Raw genomic sequence first — 15678 nt, 5'->3', positions numbered from 1 at the left:
GGCACCCCACGCCCCACTTTTTGGTCATCGGCGCATTCGAGCCTACAGTTTTAGGAACCCCTCGCCCTTTCCCGGTCTGCGGCCCTGGGCTTCTGCATGCCCAGATTTATCCGGCCCCCGGGGGATTCCTCTGCGCGACGGGTCTTTCCATCCTGCACTTTCCCAACCGAATCGGGGTTCCTCTTTGCCGTTTTCCCTCCACCAGGGTGATGCCCTCACCGTTTTGGCCGGCCTGCCGGACGACAGCGTCGACTCCGTGGTCACCGATCCTCCCTACAACTCCGGCGGACGGACCGCGAAGGAGCGCACGACACGCTCCGCGAAACAGAAGTACACCTCCGCCGATGCGCAGCACACGCTGGCCGATTTCACCGGCGAGAACATGGACCAGCGCAGTTACGGGTTCTGGCTGACGCAGATCATGACCGAGGCCCACCGGCTGACGAAGAGTGGCGGGACCGCGCTGCTGTTCACCGACTGGCGTCAGATGCCCGTCACGACGGACGCGATCCAGGCGGCCGGCTGGCTGTGGCGCGGGGTGCTGGTCTGGCACAAGCCGCAGGCCAGGCCCCAGAAGGGCCGGTTCACGCAGAACTGCGAGTTCATCATCTGGGCGTCGAACGGGCCGATCGACGCCTCCCGTAACCCGGTCTACCTGCCCGGCCTCTACAGCGCCTCGCAGCCCTCGGGCAGCAAGCGCCGGCACATCACGCAGAAGCCGGTCGAGGTGATGCGCGACCTGGTCAAGATCTCCCCGCCGGGCGGCACGGTCCTCGACTTCTGCGCCGGATCCGGCTCCACCGGCGTCGCCGCGCTGCTGGAGGGCCGTGACTTCATCGGCGTGGAGAAGACCGAGCACTACGCGCAGATCGCGACGGAACGGCTCACCGCGACGCTCCGCGACACCCTCACCCAGGACGACATGGTCCTCACCGTCTGAACCGTCCCGCAACACGCACAGCGGCGGGACGCACCCCCCGGTGCGTGCCCGTCTCTCTGACTTTGCACGGCTCGTAGGAGGCCAGTCATTTCCATGCCCGAATCCGCGGAACCCCTGCTGCCTGAAGGGGTGCTGCCACCGGTCAGGGTGCCGGATACCGATCTTGAGGGGATTGAGGCGAGTGTCCGGCGGCTGATGGAGCAGTCCGCTCAGCAGGCGCAGCAGCTCGACCACCTTGCCACCGCTCCGCCTCCGGCGAGGCCCTCTCCGTTCGCCGCGTTCGGTGTGCCGGGGCTGGGCGCTTCCGCACCGGCGGCTCTGCCGGAGCCGCGCCCGATCATGGAGCTGGAGGGGGAGGCGTACGAGGACGAACTCGACGCGCTCGGTGACTGGGTGGACGACTTCCTCCTGCCGGTCTACGGCGCGGAGGTCACCACGGCGTCCCCCTGGTGTCTGCGGTGGCAGGAGCACGACGATGTTGTCGCCTGGCTCCATGCCCTGTGGCTCGCCTACCAGCAGCACAAGGACCCCGAAGCGGGTTTGAGTGGGTTGTTCGTGTGGCACCGGGACTTCCTCACCCACGCTGTCGCGGCGATCCGGGCGCCGGGCGGGCCGCTGTCGGCGTGCATGACCTCGCCGGAGCGTCCCGCGCACCGGGTCCTTCCCGGCCCGCCGTCCTCGATCCGCGTGGAGAGGGCGAAGCCGGGGGAGGAGAGGCCCTGCGGTCGTGAGGCGGGCGGGCCGGTGTCGTGAGGGGCGAGCCGGTCTTCGCGCTCAGTTTCGACCCGCGGGCCCTCAACGATCTGCTGCAGGCCCCCGGTGACATCCGCGACCTCGCGCTCGCTCAGCTCCAGGACGTCGTGAAGGGCGGCCTGGCCGGCAGCAAGCTCACCGGTGATCTGTCCGGACTCCGCAAGCTTAGCGTCGACTCCCGCAGGCAGTGGCGCATGGTCTACGCCCTGCGCCCGGCACCGCCGGCTTCCGCCCACGGCAGCGAGATCCACGTCGTCGTCGTACGGCCCCGGGCGCGCAACGACATCTACGACACCGTCGGCGCCCGCCTCGGGATGGCCCGCCGCCCGGTGAGCGCGCGCACCCACGCCGCCCGCTCCCGCCCGCCCCAGCTCCTCGCCTCCAAGCCCGCGTCGGGCCCCCCGCCCGAAGCACCGCCGGGCCTGCCCCGCCCGGCCATCAGCCCTGCCCACCCTGTCCGCTGACTTTAAGGAGTTACCCGCTATGCGCCCTGATCCCAAAGCGAGAGCCGTCCGGCCCGTGGTCTCTACTCTGGAGCACCGTGTCGAAGCCGCGACCGGATACGACATCGACACCCTCTGGGACCGCGCGGACCGCGGTCTCCTCGACGAGCCGCATACCCACCTCGTGGAGTTGCACAGCGCACTGACCTCGGCGGGAATGAGTGTCACCTTTCAACGCGGGGTGCTCGAACGGCTCAGCAGCGGCGAGTTCCCCGTCGACCGAGCCCTGCTGCGGCGGATCGACATTACGGTCGCCGGGCTCAAAGAAGCCCTCGCGAAAAAGGAATTGGCGGAGGCCCGGGTGATCGCCGCCCTGGAGCCGATCGAGGCCGCTGCCACCCACAGCACGCGGGGCGATGGTGAATGGCTAGGCGTCGTCGATCATGCTGCGCTGCGGGGCATCGCCGGCGGAGCCGTGCTCCACCAGCAGATCCTGACCAACCAGAGGCTGGTGATCACCGCCTCCCGCAGCGTGATCCCCTACGAACACCTGGAGCGGCTCGAAGCAGCCGGTCTCGTCTCGCGCGACACCAGCGACGACTCCCCCTTCGCGAGCCAGCCGGTCATGCTGACGGCGTACGGCCGTACCACCCTGGCCGGCCTCCGTCCCCACACCACCATCGTCCCCGCACCCGCTGTATCCCCGCCGAGAGAGCCGGGCAGCAGGAAGCCACGGCGATGACCTGGCCAGATCTGCCGCAAGGACTCAGGCTCCCCCCTGGACTGAATCCCCGGCTTGACGGGTTCCAGCCTGCGGACGAGGAGATCCGGGAGGATTTCCGGCACGCGATCGAGATCAACCAGGACATGCTGATGCCGCTCGCCGAGCACCACACACCTGACATGTCGGACAGCTACTACGTCCTGCACGACCGGTCGGCGACCTACGGCCACCCGGGGGATCCACAGATCGTCGCCCTCCACCTGCTCCGTGACCTTGAGGCGAAGACCTTCGGCTTCGAGCAGACGAGTTTCCCGCTGGCGGTGATGGCCCAGTCCTGGCTGATCCACCGCGGCTGCCCCGCGGAACGGATCGGCCTCGATCCCGGGCAGGGCACTGAACCGGCGGACGAGACGACGCGGGCTCTGGAAAAGCGCCTGATGACGGAAGGCGACCACTACGCGCTCGGGGCCTCCTACACCCGTGACGCCTGGGACGACGCGGTGACGGTCGTGGCTCTGCGTGTCCTCGACGAGAGGTCCCCGTCCCCGTTCCGTGTCCTGGTCGAGGAAACCGACCTCGACGCCGGGACCCATACCTTGCGTGAGGGCGGATTCGCCACGGTCCAAGACGCCCTCCGGTGGTGTGACGACCGGCTCGGCGGCACTGCCGGCCCGCTCCCGCCCGTCACGTCCCCGGTGTCCCACGCGCTTCCGGCCTCCCTGCCGAAAGTCACTGTTCCGCGCCCGCCGGGCCCCTCGCGCTGAGCCTCAATTCCGCTGTCCGGAGCGGAATATAGGCGACGATCGCCGGTTGGCCAAACCGGCGATTCTCCGGACTCTTATACAGCCGCCGGGACAACAACTCCCGAGTCGGCTCACCACCCATTTTCATTCCCTCGTACGGAGGTTTATTCCGCATGCGCTCAAACCGAATCGCCATATCCGTCGCACTGCTCGGCGCACTCGCTGTGCCGGCCCTCTCGGCAACCACGGCCACGGCCGCACCGGCCACGGCGCCGAACAGCGCGGTGGCGGCCGATCCGTGTAACCGGCCCGGTCCGTGGGTCATCGACACGCAGGCCGTGAACATCCGCTCCAAGGCGTCGGCCTCCTCCACCCGTGTCGGCATCCTCTACCGCGGCCACAAGTTCACCGTCCACAAGACCAGCGGGAACTGGCACTACATCACGGACAACACCACCGGCGTGAAGGGCTGGGTCTCCGGCACCTACGTCTTCCGGAGCGTCCACATGTGCCTCAACTGACCGGCCCCCGGCCCGGGTGACCAGCCGGGTTGCCCGGCCGCCTGTCCCGCACCCCTGCTCGTCCCTCTCGGGGAAGGAGTCTCCCTCTTGTCCGAAGACATTTCCGATGGCACCGAGGATGTCGTGGGCGTGCTCACGACACGGATCGAAGCGCACTTCGGTATGAGCATGGACCGGTTGAAGGCTGCCGTCGCTGCCGCGCCGGCGGCGCATCGTGACGCGAGCGCTTGCGTGGCGTGGCACACGCTTCTCGTCCATTCCCAGACGGTGCTTGAACGCGCGGAGGCCGAACTCCTCGTCGCCCTGGAGACCCAGCCGGGCGAGGGGGTCGACGACCCTACGATGGCACTCGTCCGCCGCGTCGAAGCAGCGGTGACCGTCCGGGACGAATGGGCCGTAGCCGTGCGCCGCATCCTCGCTCCGGACACTCGCAGCCCGGACGAGGCCCGGGCCGAGACGAGCACTCTGGCTGGGGAACGGCCCGGTCCGGCGGTGCCCGCCACCCCGGCGCCGGCCCCACGGGCGAGCGTACCGGCAGCGGCAGTGCAGCGTCGGGGGGTCTTGAGGTGAGCGTACGGGACAGACCCTGCACGCGGGACGGTCGTCTGCAGGAGGTCTTCGGCGCCCCGGTCGCCGACCTGTATGAAACGGCCGTCGGCACGGACGCGCCGGCGGTGCTGACCCGAGCGCTGGAACTGCGCTCGTTCCTCGCCCTCACCGAGGAACAGGTCACCCACATCCGGGACCGCATCTACGCGTTCATGGCGCCCGAGCGGGAGATGGACGACCTGTCCGCGGACCGGCTGCGGATGGACACCCTGTGGCTGCAGGCAGCCCTCGACGCCCGCGACAGCTACACCACCGCCCTGGACACCCTGCTGCGCACGCTGCCCACACCCGGTGCTCAGGCCCGGCCCGTCCCCGTGACCCGGCGAAAGATCACGACCACCTTGCCCCCGGCTGCCCCGGCACCCCGTGCCGGGGCAGCCCGCTCCCACCGACCGTGAAAGCCCCCGTCCATTGATCCACCCGTCGTCCGTCCAGATCGCCGCACGGATCGAGGAACTGTACGGCGCCCCGCTGCACGAGCTCGAAGCCCACATCCAGGACCAGCCGCCCGGCATGCTCGCCGCCCTTCTCGGCGGCCACCACACCCTCGCCTTCGCCGAGCAGCGGATCACGGTCCACCGCGAACGGCTTCAGCAACTGGTCCATCCCGAGCGGGAGACAGGCGCGGCCGAGGTGTTGCACATCCTCGACTGCGCCCAACGCCTGGCCGAGTCCGTGGCCGTCCGCGACACCCAGAGCGCCACCATCCAGGCGGTTCTGCAGAGCCTCGTCCGCACCCCCGCGCCGGAGACACCCTCCGGCCCCGCGCCGGCGCCCGCCGCTGTTCCTGCACCGGCCGTGCCTGCCGCGCCGAGCCGCTGACGCCTCCCGGTCCCGTCCCGGCCCCTACCTTTTCCAGGAGTCCCTATCTTGGCCACCACCGGTCTGTCCCCGGAGACCGAGGCGGATATCGCCCGGGTCACCGAAGTCCTCCACATGGCCACCCCGCGGTGGAATGTGCGGATCCTGCTGGCTCTCAACGAGCCCCCGCAGCGCTACAACCAGATCGCGGCCAAGCTGCCCCATCTCCAGAGCGGTCAGCTTCACCCCAAGATCCAGTCCCTGTGCGATGCCGGACTGGTCGAGCGGACCGAGTACAGCCCCCGCCACGTCGCCTACAGCCTCACTGAGCGCGGCCGGCAACTGCTGCCGGTGCTGCCGGTGATCGCCAACTGGGCCGAGACATACCTGGAAAAGCCCAAGGTCCCGCTGTCCGTGATCGAGCAGGTCGAGGACAGCCTCACCCTCCTCACCCGCCGACAGGCCCCCGCCATCCTGTGGGTGCTGAAGACCCGGGACGAGGTGAGCGCACGGGCGCTGGCCCACCTGGTCATCCCCGACGGCACCTGGACCAACATCTACCCGCCCCTGCGCCAGCTCATCGACGACGGCCTCGTGGTGAGCAACGGCTCCGGCCAGCCCTACCGCCTCTCACCCTCCGGCGCCGCACTGGGACCCGTCTTCGGCGCACTGTCCATGTGGGCCGCCGGACGGCCGATGGACCACGCCCCCCACCACCCCCTCTGGGGCCGGCCGGACCCCAGCACTGCTCCCGGCTCCCTCCCGTGGGCCAGCCACCAGGCCCGCACACCCGCGCCCGCTATTCCCACGTCCCCGCCCGCACCGCGCCCGGGGCCCGTCTGGAACAGAGGAGAGCTGTTCTCCCACGCCGGCCCGCCCCGCCCGAAGACTGCCCTGCCGACCGGCGGAGCCCGCCGATGACCACCACCCCCACCTCCGGCCGGCAGCTCCAGCGAGCCGGCGCCGTGCTGTCGTCTCCGGGCCTGATCCGGCTGGTCAGCGAGATCGACGACCACGGCGCCATCCCCGACCGCGGCCTGGCCCGCATCCTCGGCGATCTCTCCACCCACCAGATCCGGCAGGCCACCATGTTGGCGGACACCCTCGGACTCCTCGACCGCACCTACGACGGCCTCGGACTCACCGCCGCGGGCCAGAACCTCGCCGACGTCTACGACGCGACCGCCCGCTGGGCCCGACGACACAACTACCCTGCGCCACAGAGCGATTTCGCCGGACGGATACGCCACACCTTCGCCCTGCTCCACGATCCGACGCATGCCGATGCCGGACCCGGACACGTCCGGTGCCTGCTGGCTGAATGGATCGACGCGCACCAGCCCCGGCCGGGCCGTGACACGTACGGTGCCGCCGCGTGAGAACTGGCCTGGACACGCCCATCAGCCTGGTGCGCGGGGTCTATCTGCCACGTGGGGCGGATGCCGCGGCCTTCACGATGACGAGCTACGGCATCCCCCTGCTCGTCCTGGCCACCACCGGGTCCGCGTCGCTGACCGGGCTCGCCTTCGCGCTGGCCTGGATCCCGCGTATCGGCGCCTTCACCGTGGCCGGTGCTCTCGTCGACCGCTTTGGGGCCGCTCGTGTCTTCCGCGCGGCGTGTCTCGCGAGGGCTGGGGTCGTCCTGCTCGCCGCCGCCTTTCTGGCGGGCCTTGACGAGGGAACGCAGGCGGCGACGGTCACGGTGATGCTGCTCGCGGCATTGACCGGGGTGCTCACCGAGTTCAGTTACGTGGCGGCGGAGACGGCCGGCGGCGCGGCCAGCCGGGCAGCAGGAACTGGCGCGCACCGTGTGCAGTCCGTTCTGCTGGGGATCGACCAGAGCGCCATGCTCGCCGGACCGGCCCTCTCCGGTCTGCTGCTGGAACACACCGGTCCCGCCGCGATGCTCGGGGTGCTGGCCGTCTTCTCCCTGCTCGCCGCTGCCCTCGGCCCCCGCGAGCATCCCGCACCGGCCGACGTCGCGTTGCGGAAGGGAGGCGGTCTGCGTGCGGGGTGGGTGACGCTGCGTTCGCTGCCGGCCCTGGCCTGGCTGGTCGCCGGTCTGATGGTCTCCAACGGAGCGGTCGCTCTGCTGCAGGCGGCGATGCCGGTGATCGTGGTCACCGAACTCGGCCGCTCCAGCACGGATGCCGGACTGATCTGGTCCGCTGCGGCCTTCGCTTCACTCCTCGCCATCACCGCCTGCAGAAGCGCCATTGACCGCTGGGGCCTGTGGCCGGTCGGCGCCGTGGCCGCCGCCACCGCTGCCGGCGCGACCCTCGCCCTCGCTCACACCAGCACTTACCACGGCTACGTCCTGCTGATCGCCGTCCTCATGGCCGGCGAAGGCGGCCTCGCCGTTGTCCTGCGCACCCTGCGCTCCCACCTCATCCCACCCCACGCCTTCGGCAGCACCCTCGCCGTCACGATCCTGCTGCTCCTGCTGCCCTATCCCACCGCCGGCCTCCTCGTCGCTATCCTCCCTCCCGCCCAGCTCGGGCACGCCATCACCGCCGCCGCGATCCTGCAGGCCATCGGCCTCTCCACCGCCTTCATCCGGCTGCGCACCCTTCCGGCCCTGACGACCCGGCCTGCCTGACCTCGTCACGAGGGGACTCTGCCCCGCTCATGCCGCCCACCACGCAGGACGGGCTGCCCGGCCTCGCCCTCCCGTTCCAGGACCTACGGCCGACGATCACCGAACAGTTGCAGGCTTTCGACATGCAACACCCCTGGGGTTACCGCGCCCTGGTGCAGCTCGTCGGGCAACGGCTCGCCCAGGGATGCGCAGCGGGTCGGGATGAACGCCCTGTTCGAGGCCCTGCGCTGGCGCCCACCCGCACGGCGTGAAGGGCCTGAACAACAACTACACCGGGCCTATGCCCGTCGGCTGCTCGCCGAACACCCCCAGTGGACCTCCGTGATCGAGGTCCGCCGCCGACGCACCCATTGACCCTCGCCGTCATTCACCGTTCCCCCAATATCCGAGGAGCCTGTCTCTTGTCCGACCGTCCCGTTGTCCTGGTCGTCGCTGCGGCCGACATGGAAGCCGAGGCGTACCGAGCCTCCTGCCTGCAGTCCGTGGCCGCCGCCTACGACGTCCTCCTCATCACCAGCGAGGAACCCTCCTGGGAAGTCCCCTACATCCGGGACTGCATCGTCGTGGCCGACCCGAGCGACCTGGCGGCGCTGTCCGCCGCAGGCCGGGCACTGGCCGAACGCTACGACATCGCCGGGGTGTTCACGTGGACCGAGTGGTACCTCGTCCCCGTCGCCCGCCTCGCCCGCCAACTCGACCTGCCGACCACCGCGCCCGAAGTGATGCAGGCATGCCGTAACAAGGCCACCGCCCGCAGCCTGTTCGCCCGCCACGGCGTTCCCTCCGCCGCCTCGACCAGCGTGGACAGCCTGCGGGAAGCCACAACCGCGGCGGAGCAGATCGGCTATCCGGTCGTCCTCAAGCCCGCCGGCCGGGCCGCCAGTGTCGGCGTGAGCCGCGCCGACACCCCCGAACAACTCCTCGCCGCATACGCGTTCGCAGACCGGGCCGCCCGACAGGGGCAGGAGAGTGCGGGGATTCTGGTGGAGGAGTATCTCGACGGGCCTGAGGTCTCCGTCGAGTGCGTCACCTACCGGGGCGAGACCACGGTTGTTGCGGTCACCCGCAAATCCATCAGTGCCCCGCCGTATTTCGAGCAACTGGCACACACCGTCGATGCCGACGACCCGCTCCTCGCTACGGTGGCCCCTACGGCGAGGGCCGCGATCCACGCGCTCGGGATCACCGACAGCGTCAGCCACATCGAGATGCGCCTGGTCGACGGCCGCCCCCGCCTCATCGAGGTCAACGGCCGTATCGCCGGCGACATGATCAGCCACCTGGTCCACCTCGCCACCGGCATCGACCTGGCGCGCACCGCCGCCGACATCGCCTGCGACCGCACACCCGACCTTGCCCCCACCCGGTCCTCGGCCGCCGCGATCCGCCTGCTCTACCCCGAAACCTCCGGCACCCTCACCCACCTCGACTTCGACGGCCCCCGCCCGCCCTGGCTGGAGCGGATCCACTTCCACCGTCACCCCGGCGACCCCCTCCTCCTCCCGGCCGACGGCGGACACCTGTTCACCGCCCGGATCGGCTACCTCATCACCACCGGCCCCAACGCCATCAGCGCGGACACCCGTGCCGCCATGGCCCTCGACCGCCTCCACGCCCGTGTCGAGCCCGCCGTCATGGCCTGACCTCCTGGATCCACATGACCCTTGACGACGACCGTCTCATCATCGACGGGGACGTCCACGTCTCCCCGCGCTACCTCGCTCGCAGCACCGCCATCGGCGACCCCGCCCTCGCGCCCCTCCTTGACCTCGGCTGGGAACTGTCGCACGACGATCTCGGCAACGCCTACGTCAACGCCCCCGACCGGCGCGTGCGCCTGGGCTATCTACCCGAGGCCGAGGACGACGGGCTGTGGCGCATCAACGCCTACAAAGCCCACCACGAACTGTTCAACGCGCCGGCCTGGGGCGTCTGCTTCAACAGCGACACCCCCACAGAGTTCGTCCGCGCCTTCACCACCGCGCTCGCCACAGCCTACGAGCAGGGCCCCGAGGCGTACCTCGCGACGCCGGAGCCGCTGGACGAGGAGCGCGAACCGTTCCTCGTGGTCACACCGCTCCTCCACCGCGGCTGGGAACTGGACAAACCCGAGCCGGACGTCTTCACGATCCGGCCCGCCGACCGGCTTGCCGCACTGGAGATCACCACTGGACCTCTGGATCCGGAAGGCGAGTTGACCAGCCGCACGGCCCGCTGGCACCTGTGGGCCGGCACCTCCATCAACCGCCCCGTCTGGTACGCCACCGCCAGTACCAACACACCCGTCGCCCTGCTCGCCGCCCTCACCGCATGCGTCTCCGACCCGGCCCCGCTTCCTCGATGGCGCGAGGAAACCTTCAGCTACACCAAGAGTGCCCAGCTCGCCCCGATCCTCCCGCCGCAATCACCCGTGCCCACCCCGCTCGACATACAGCGCGTTGCCGCGTCACGACGCCCGGCGGCGCTTCCCGCCCATAGCGTGCCGCGCTGGAGCACCAACAGCCGCCCGGCCCTGCCCGGACCGCGCCGATAGCCCCTTCCCGACCTCGACCGGAGACGCTTCTTGTCCCTGCAGGCCACCGAGTTCTTCGCCGAACTGTGCCTCCCCTTCACTGACAGCACGGTCGTGGGCAACACCTACTTCGCCACCCCGGTTCCGGGCGGGCCGCTGCGGCTGCGGATCGACTTCACGTCCACCATCTGGGCTGACACCTACAGCGGCCTGCGAATAGCAGTCGTCCACGCGGACCGGGGCGAGATCGATGCGGTGGCGCTCAGCTTCGTCGACCACGGCACTTTCCACCGCCGGGACGAAGCCCGCAACACCCGCCCGAACACCAAGCAGTACGGCACCTTCGACACGTACCAACGCCCGGGCCGGCCGTGGGAAGGCGCCGTCACCACCGGACTGCACGAGGCCATCGAGCGCTACTGCACCGTCTGGTTCCCCGGCGTGTGGAAGCCGTCCGCCTCAGACATCACCCCGCACCGGACCGCCCACAGGATTCCCGCCCCGCCGGCCCGCAGCGGCAGCCGCGCCCACTGAATTCTGGCCCCTACTTCCGTGCCCTCCTCGGGCAGGGGCCCCTCTCCCCGCAGGAGCCTTCTCTCCGTGTCGCCCGACCGCTTCCAGAATCTCGACCCAGCCCAGAAAGTGAAGGTCCTTCCCCGCCACTTGGCAGGCCCCGGCCCCACCAGCCCCAGCGCAGCCTGGCCCTTCCCCTTCGACGAGGACTGGAGGGTGTACCAGTCCGAGAAGGGAACAGCCTTCACCACCAGCCCCTGCATGCGCCTGTGGAGCAGCTTCACCCCCGAACCCGACAAGTCCCGCAAGGGAGCGTGGACCACAGAGGCCAACCGCCACGGCGGTCTGCCCTTCGGGCACGCCACATGGCAGATCACCTTCGACGCCACCACCCCGGTCGAACTGCTCCACGACGTCCACACCGAACTCCTCGACCTCTACCACGAAGACCTCCACAGCGACCGCGACGGGCTGTTCGAGGACATGACGGCGCCGCACGAGGCGTACGCGTCGCTGTTCGCCTCTGGCTGGCGCCACCACGTCAAGACCGACGGCACCCAGAGCTTCCTCTCCCCCGACGACCTCGCCGGAGTAGTCCACCGCTACGCCGTCACCCGTTCCCACGAACCCGCCTGGCGAGTCTGGGGCGGCCACCCGAGCGAACCCCAGTGGCAGGCCCGCTTCACCACCGGCACGCCCACCGCCCTCGTCGCGGCTCTCACCGCCTCGATGATTTCCACTGCTCCACTGATCCGTACCGTGAACGAGGTGCCTTGCAACACCCGCTCCCACCTCTACCTCGCGACGCCGACCGGTACGCCGCCCGCCGATCGGCCCGCTGCCCAGCCTCCCCCCGCTGCGGGACCGGGACCGGGCACGCGCCCCAGCCGCTGACGTCCACCATCAGCAGAGACGAACAGCGAGAAGCGTTCGGTGGAGACGTCGCTCAATGCCCTCCCGGGACAACTCCCGCTACACCGACGTCGGATCTCCGAACTTCCGGCCGAACTCATCGCATCGAAGGGTGTGTTGCGCCTTGCAACAGAGCGAGCGGCGGGGTGCCGTCCCGCAGCTGGCACACCGCCGCCACCACCCACACGGATCGACTCAGCAATACATCACTCAGAGAGGCAACAGGAATGCAGCTGACGGTAGCTGTTCAGAATCTTGGACACGGCGGGCTCGCAGACGGAGACGGAAACCCAGAAGACCGATGGCCGCAGCTGGCCCGGCGGCTCAACGGCGCGGCCGACCGGGTAGGAGCCAGCCAGGTCGACGTCGTGATGTTGTGCGAAGTTGTCGACTGGCACCGCTTCGGAAACAAGCATCTGGCCCGCGCCATGACGGATTTGGGACTTGATGCAGCCCCGCTCGCACCCTCTCGCAGCGGCTACGGTACCGGGCTCCTCTACCGTCGCGAAGTCCTCGGCCCCTGGGCACGCCACAATCCGGACTTCGGCAAGGAAGCCCTGCACGGCTTGGCCGTCACGAGCTTTGACATTCCCGGACTGCCGGCGAAGCTGAGCTTTCTCCCTGTCCACTTCACCCCCTTCTCCGCCGAGCAGGCCGTAATCGAAGCGAATTACGCCGCGACCCGCGGCTACAAGTACGGGCCCTTCGCCGTCCTGGCCGGCGACGTCAACTATGCCCCCGCCTCGGCGGCCCACCCACTGCCCGACTTCGCCGAGATGAGGCCCTACAACCTCGGCTCCCGGACCCAATTGCCCGCTGGAGACTTCATCCCCGGCCAGCCTCTGAAACCGAACCGTGACGTCACCCGAAAGCTCGCCCAGAACGGCTATGTCGACGTCGCCTGGCACCTCTTCGAGCAGACCCGAAACAACACGCTACTGCGGCCCACCGCCACCGACGACCGCATCGACCAGGCATGGGTCACCGGCCCCCTGGCCAACGCCGTCTCGGACTACCAGCTCCTGGACGAGCCCGCCGGGGCCAGCGATCACCACGGCCTCGCCTTCCGTATCGACACCGATGCCATCGACGTGACCAACCTCTGGACCTACCGCTAAGCGGCTTCCGGCAAAGTCAAGGGCTGCATTTATCCGATACTAGGCTTCCCGAAAAGAATCGCCATCAACCCCGTTCGTGTAGGAGTAGGTCGCTTTCTAGCGGGATCGGGATCGCGGTCGGGGCATTGTGTCTGCCGCCACCCTCGGCCCGCTGTCGGCCAGGGTGGGCATCAGATTGAGCGGGCCGAACGTGTCCGTGGATCGCGCAGGAATGCTGTACGCGGGGCTTCTTCGTGATGTAGTCGGGGTCATGGAAGGTTGGGCAGCCTCGCTGGGGCGAGCCCGCAGCACTGATCCTCCGGCCTGCGGCGACTGGATTCGTTGAGACGAACGGCGGCGACTCGGCTCGTTGAGACCGGGCAAGTTCGTGACCGCTCTCAGCGAATCCAGTCGATTACGAGGCTCTGAACAGGGCGACTAGGTTCGGTGAGACGACCAACTTGAGGGCAGACTGTCCGCTATCTGCCAACCCTCTTGCGGCCGGCAACTCTGCTACCTGAGGCTTCCTGGGGCCGTCGGTGAACAAGTGACGCGCTGGTACAGCTTTGAGCTGCGGCAGTGCAATTGGAAAGCAGCTGCTTGTTCACCGACGGGTCCATGGCCTGCCTGCCGCCGGGCGGCGCCGTATCAGTACAGCCCGTTCGTGTCCTCCCGGTAGGTGTTGTCGAGGATGTCGTTGAGGAAGGTCCCGAACTCCGACTGGAGGTGAAGGCCGCTGCCCGGCTCGTAGGCGAACAGGCCGGGACAGACGCTCTCGTCGAGACTGCTGTCGGCGAATAGCGCGTACGAGAAGCGGTCAGGTTTGGCCCCGCCGCTCGGCGGCTGGCGCACCACGCGGTGGGCCACCGCGGCCACCGGTGTGGTGGTCCGCCGGGTCAGGATCTCCATCGCGCAGCCGAAGTTCACGATGAAGGTGCCTGGGACCGGGTCGATGGGGTGCCACTCGCCGTCCCGGTCCACCTCAAGTCCGCGCTCGGTGGAGCGCAGAACCGTCACCCAGCCGGAGTCCTTGTGGACGTTCAGGCCGCGCGCGGCCACTTCCGGGCGGAAGTGGTTGAAGGTCAGGGTGTGTGTGCCGTGCGGGGTCAGGCTGTGTCCGGTGGCCTTGTCCCAGAGTGCGCGAGGCAGGTCGAGGCGGGCGAGCACAGCGCGCTGGATGTCGAGCGCGAAGTCACGCATGCGCTCGGCCTGTCGGGCGAGCGCGGCCGGATAGATCTGGTCCCACCAGGCACTTTCCAGGAAGAACTGTTCGGTCTGGTCGGCATCACGGCAGAAGTAGCCCTGGTGGCGGCCGAGTTGCTCGGCAGTCCAGCGGCGAAAGCCCTGGTACGGATCCGGCTGCTCGGCGGGGCTTGCCGGGTCCTCGGTCGGGAGGTAGAAGGAACGGGCGAAGCGGTCCCCCGCTGACAGGTCCGTGTCGGCGGGCTGCCGCACGTAGAAGAAGCCGTCCTTGAGGGCGCGCCTGAGGCCGTCCTCGGTGGTGAAGCGCAGCTCCCCGTCGTGCAGTTCGGCCAGCTGCCAGCCCTGCAGTGCGATGGCACGCGGATGTCCCGCCGCCGTGCTCATATGCGGGAGTGGAAGTCGTAGCCGAGCTTGCCCGCCTTCTCCACGGAGAAGGCGCGGAAGCTCTGGTATTCACGCAGTCCCCCCTCGGTGTCGTACTGGTAGAGCGGCATGTCGTAGCGGGGCCCCATGTAGACCGTGAACGAGGAGCGGTCCGGGACGCCCGCGTCCGGGCGCAGTTCCGGCACACGGTGGTAGACGGCGGTCACCGGCCTGGGCAGCTTCCTGGTCAGTACCCGGAAGGCGTCGCCGAGGTTGACGGTGAAGTGGCCGGGGCGCTCGCGCACCGGCAGCCAGCGGCCTTCGTGGAGGATTTCGTAGCCGGGCTGGTCGGTGCAGATCGTGGTGATGAACCCGCTGTCGGAGTGCTCGACGATCCCGGCGCGGTCGCTCAGGCCCGCACGGTAATGGTTGACCGTCGTGTAACACAGGCCCGTGTCCTGCGGGGCGCCGCCGGTGATGAGGTCGCGGTCGGCCTCGGGCACCCCCGCCGCGTCGAACACGCCGTAGAGGACGTCCAGGGTCAGCTGCCGCATGCGCCGCAGCACCGCGGTGACCTCGTTGGGCAGGTACTTCTGCCACAGGAAGCTCTCCAGTTGGAGCTGCTCGACCTGGTCGGGCCGGTCCTCGTAGCCCAGTTTGGAGGTCGGGTGGCCGTGTTCGCGGTGGCCTCGGTGGCGGTCGGCCGGATCACCGGTCCCCGGCTTGTAGAAGGTGCGGCAGAAGTCGAGTCCGGCGCGCACGTCGAGATCCGCGGGGATGGCCACGTTGAACGCGCCGATGCAAAGTGCCCGTTCGGTGTCGTCCGCGGTGGCGAACCGCAGGGCGCCCGCGTCGACCTCGGCCGCGGGGAGGATGAGGTGGGTCTCCTCCTGCTCGTCCCGCTGTGCCTGCGCAGTGTCCGTCATGGTGCGACTCCCGTCCTGG

Annotated in this window: 19 protein-coding genes; 17 read left to right on the top strand and 2 right to left on the bottom strand. The window is 69.3% G+C overall.

From position 1 onward, the window contains the following. Positions 1–184 precede the first annotated feature (184 nt). The 17 genes from ACFXKG_RS05630 to ACFXKG_RS05550 all read left to right on the top strand — a co-directional run bounded on the left by ACFXKG_RS05630 (position 185) and on the right by ACFXKG_RS05550 (position 13188). The gene (locus ACFXKG_RS05630; RefSeq protein ID WP_384832763.1) at positions 185–940 is read left to right on the top strand and encodes a DNA-methyltransferase; all 756 of its coding nucleotides are present in this window, start codon (positions 185–187) and stop codon (positions 938–940) included. A 195-nt stretch (positions 941–1135) separates the two neighbouring features. After that, positions 1136–1693, top strand: coding sequence for a DUF4913 domain-containing protein (locus ACFXKG_RS05625; protein WP_384832861.1), 558 nt, complete (start codon positions 1136–1138; stop codon positions 1691–1693). After that, positions 1690–2157 (top strand): type II toxin-antitoxin system RelE/ParE family toxin, encoded by a 468-nt coding sequence (locus tag ACFXKG_RS05620; RefSeq protein ID WP_384832760.1) that lies wholly within the window; start codon positions 1690–1692, stop codon positions 2155–2157. Before ACFXKG_RS05625 ends, ACFXKG_RS05620 begins: the two co-directional genes overlap by 4 nt. A gap of 19 nt (positions 2158–2176) precedes the next feature. Next, positions 2177–2878 (top strand): hypothetical protein, encoded by a 702-nt coding sequence (locus tag ACFXKG_RS05615; RefSeq protein ID WP_384832757.1) that lies wholly within the window; start codon positions 2177–2179, stop codon positions 2876–2878. Beyond that, on the top strand, positions 2875–3624 hold the full coding sequence (locus ACFXKG_RS05610) for a hypothetical protein (RefSeq protein WP_384832754.1): 750 nt from the start codon (positions 2875–2877) through the stop codon (positions 3622–3624). The genes ACFXKG_RS05615 and ACFXKG_RS05610 overlap by 4 nt, the downstream gene beginning before the upstream one ends. 152 nt (positions 3625–3776) lie before the next feature. Next, positions 3777–4124 (top strand): SH3 domain-containing protein, encoded by a 348-nt coding sequence (locus tag ACFXKG_RS05605; protein ID WP_384832751.1) that lies wholly within the window; start codon positions 3777–3779, stop codon positions 4122–4124. 87 nt (positions 4125–4211) lie between these two features. Beyond that, positions 4212–4694 carry a hypothetical protein gene (locus ACFXKG_RS05600; protein ID WP_384832748.1) on the top strand — a complete coding sequence of 161 codons (483 nt, stop codon included), beginning with the start codon at positions 4212–4214 and terminating at the stop codon, positions 4692–4694. Next, entirely contained in the window at positions 4691–5131 is a 441-nt protein-coding gene (locus tag ACFXKG_RS05595; protein WP_384832745.1) for a hypothetical protein, read from the top strand. Before ACFXKG_RS05600 ends, ACFXKG_RS05595 begins: the two co-directional genes overlap by 4 nt. Before the next feature lie 13 nt (positions 5132–5144). Further along, positions 5145–5555, top strand: a complete 411-nt coding sequence (locus ACFXKG_RS05590; protein WP_384832742.1) for a hypothetical protein — start codon at positions 5145–5147, stop codon at positions 5553–5555. 48 nt (positions 5556–5603) lie between these two features. After that, positions 5604–6455, top strand: coding sequence for a winged helix-turn-helix transcriptional regulator (locus tag ACFXKG_RS05585; protein ID WP_384832739.1), 852 nt, complete (start codon positions 5604–5606; stop codon positions 6453–6455). Further along, complete coding sequence (locus ACFXKG_RS05580; RefSeq protein ID WP_384832736.1) at positions 6452–6913, top strand: hypothetical protein; 462 nt, start codon at positions 6452–6454, stop codon at positions 6911–6913. Before ACFXKG_RS05585 ends, ACFXKG_RS05580 begins: the two co-directional genes overlap by 4 nt. Further along, positions 6910–8133, top strand: coding sequence for an MFS transporter (locus ACFXKG_RS05575; protein WP_384832733.1), 1224 nt, complete (start codon positions 6910–6912; stop codon positions 8131–8133). The genes ACFXKG_RS05580 and ACFXKG_RS05575 overlap by 4 nt, the downstream gene beginning before the upstream one ends. Positions 8134–8576: 443 nt before the next feature. Then, complete coding sequence (locus ACFXKG_RS05570; RefSeq protein WP_384832858.1) at positions 8577–9776, top strand: ATP-grasp domain-containing protein; 1200 nt, start codon at positions 8577–8579, stop codon at positions 9774–9776. 14 nt (positions 9777–9790) lie between these two features. Next, the gene (locus tag ACFXKG_RS05565) at positions 9791–10666 is read left to right on the top strand and encodes a DUF317 domain-containing protein (RefSeq protein ID WP_384832730.1); all 876 of its coding nucleotides are present in this window, start codon (positions 9791–9793) and stop codon (positions 10664–10666) included. A 30-nt stretch (positions 10667–10696) separates the two neighbouring features. Beyond that, on the top strand, positions 10697–11179 hold the full coding sequence (locus tag ACFXKG_RS05560; RefSeq protein ID WP_384832727.1) for a hypothetical protein: 483 nt from the start codon (positions 10697–10699) through the stop codon (positions 11177–11179). 66 nt (positions 11180–11245) lie between these two features. Then, positions 11246–12052 carry a DUF317 domain-containing protein gene (locus ACFXKG_RS05555; protein WP_384832724.1) on the top strand — a complete coding sequence of 269 codons (807 nt, stop codon included), beginning with the start codon at positions 11246–11248 and terminating at the stop codon, positions 12050–12052. A gap of 245 nt (positions 12053–12297) precedes the next feature. Next, complete coding sequence (locus ACFXKG_RS05550) at positions 12298–13188, top strand: endonuclease/exonuclease/phosphatase family protein (RefSeq protein WP_384832721.1); 891 nt, start codon at positions 12298–12300, stop codon at positions 13186–13188. Positions 13189–13815: 627 nt separating this feature from the next. Here the strand turns inward: ACFXKG_RS05550 and ACFXKG_RS05545 are convergent. Continuing rightward, entirely contained in the window at positions 13816–14754 is a 939-nt protein-coding gene (locus ACFXKG_RS05545; protein WP_384832718.1) for a 2OG-Fe(II) oxygenase family protein, read from the bottom strand. Further along, positions 14751–15659: a 2OG-Fe(II) oxygenase family protein gene (locus ACFXKG_RS05540; protein ID WP_384832715.1), complete on the bottom strand. Its 909-nt coding sequence runs from the start codon at positions 15657–15659 to the stop codon at positions 14751–14753. The genes ACFXKG_RS05545 and ACFXKG_RS05540 overlap by 4 nt, the downstream gene beginning before the upstream one ends. Between the last annotated feature and the right edge of the window lie 19 nt (positions 15660–15678).

The organism is Streptomyces sp. NPDC059255 (genome assembly GCF_042752355.1).
GTDB lineage: Bacteria > Actinomycetota > Actinomycetes > Streptomycetales > Streptomycetaceae > Streptomyces.
The sequence above is the reverse complement of the archived record's forward strand: the minus strand, read 5'-3'. Positions and strand labels throughout refer to the sequence as shown.

What these genes read in the sequence shown, in the direction of transcription:
- ACFXKG_RS05625 (WP_384832861.1), top strand. Translation starts at nt 1,136, where the DNA reads ATGGAGCAGTCCGCTCAGCAGGCGCAGCAGCTCGACCACCTTGCCACC.
- ACFXKG_RS05615 (WP_384832757.1), top strand. Translation starts at nt 2,177, where the DNA reads ATGCGCCCTGATCCCAAAGCGAGAGCCGTCCGGCCCGTGGTCTCTACT.
- ACFXKG_RS05610 (WP_384832754.1), top strand. Translation starts at nt 2,875, where the DNA reads ATGACCTGGCCAGATCTGCCGCAAGGACTCAGGCTCCCCCCTGGACTG.
- ACFXKG_RS05605 (WP_384832751.1), top strand. Translation starts at nt 3,777, where the DNA reads ATGCGCTCAAACCGAATCGCCATATCCGTCGCACTGCTCGGCGCACTC.
- ACFXKG_RS05580 (WP_384832736.1), top strand. Translation starts at nt 6,452, where the DNA reads ATGACCACCACCCCCACCTCCGGCCGGCAGCTCCAGCGAGCCGGCGCC.
- ACFXKG_RS05570 (WP_384832858.1), top strand. Translation starts at nt 8,577, where the DNA reads ATGGAAGCCGAGGCGTACCGAGCCTCCTGCCTGCAGTCCGTGGCCGCC.
- ACFXKG_RS05565 (WP_384832730.1), top strand. Translation starts at nt 9,791, where the DNA reads ATGACCCTTGACGACGACCGTCTCATCATCGACGGGGACGTCCACGTC.
- ACFXKG_RS05550 (WP_384832721.1), top strand. Translation starts at nt 12,298, where the DNA reads ATGCAGCTGACGGTAGCTGTTCAGAATCTTGGACACGGCGGGCTCGCA.
- ACFXKG_RS05545 (WP_384832718.1), bottom strand. Translation starts at nt 14,754, where the DNA reads ATGAGCACGGCGGCGGGACATCCGCGTGCCATCGCACTGCAGGGCTGG.
- ACFXKG_RS05540 (WP_384832715.1), bottom strand. Translation starts at nt 15,659, where the DNA reads ATGACGGACACTGCGCAGGCACAGCGGGACGAGCAGGAGGAGACCCAC.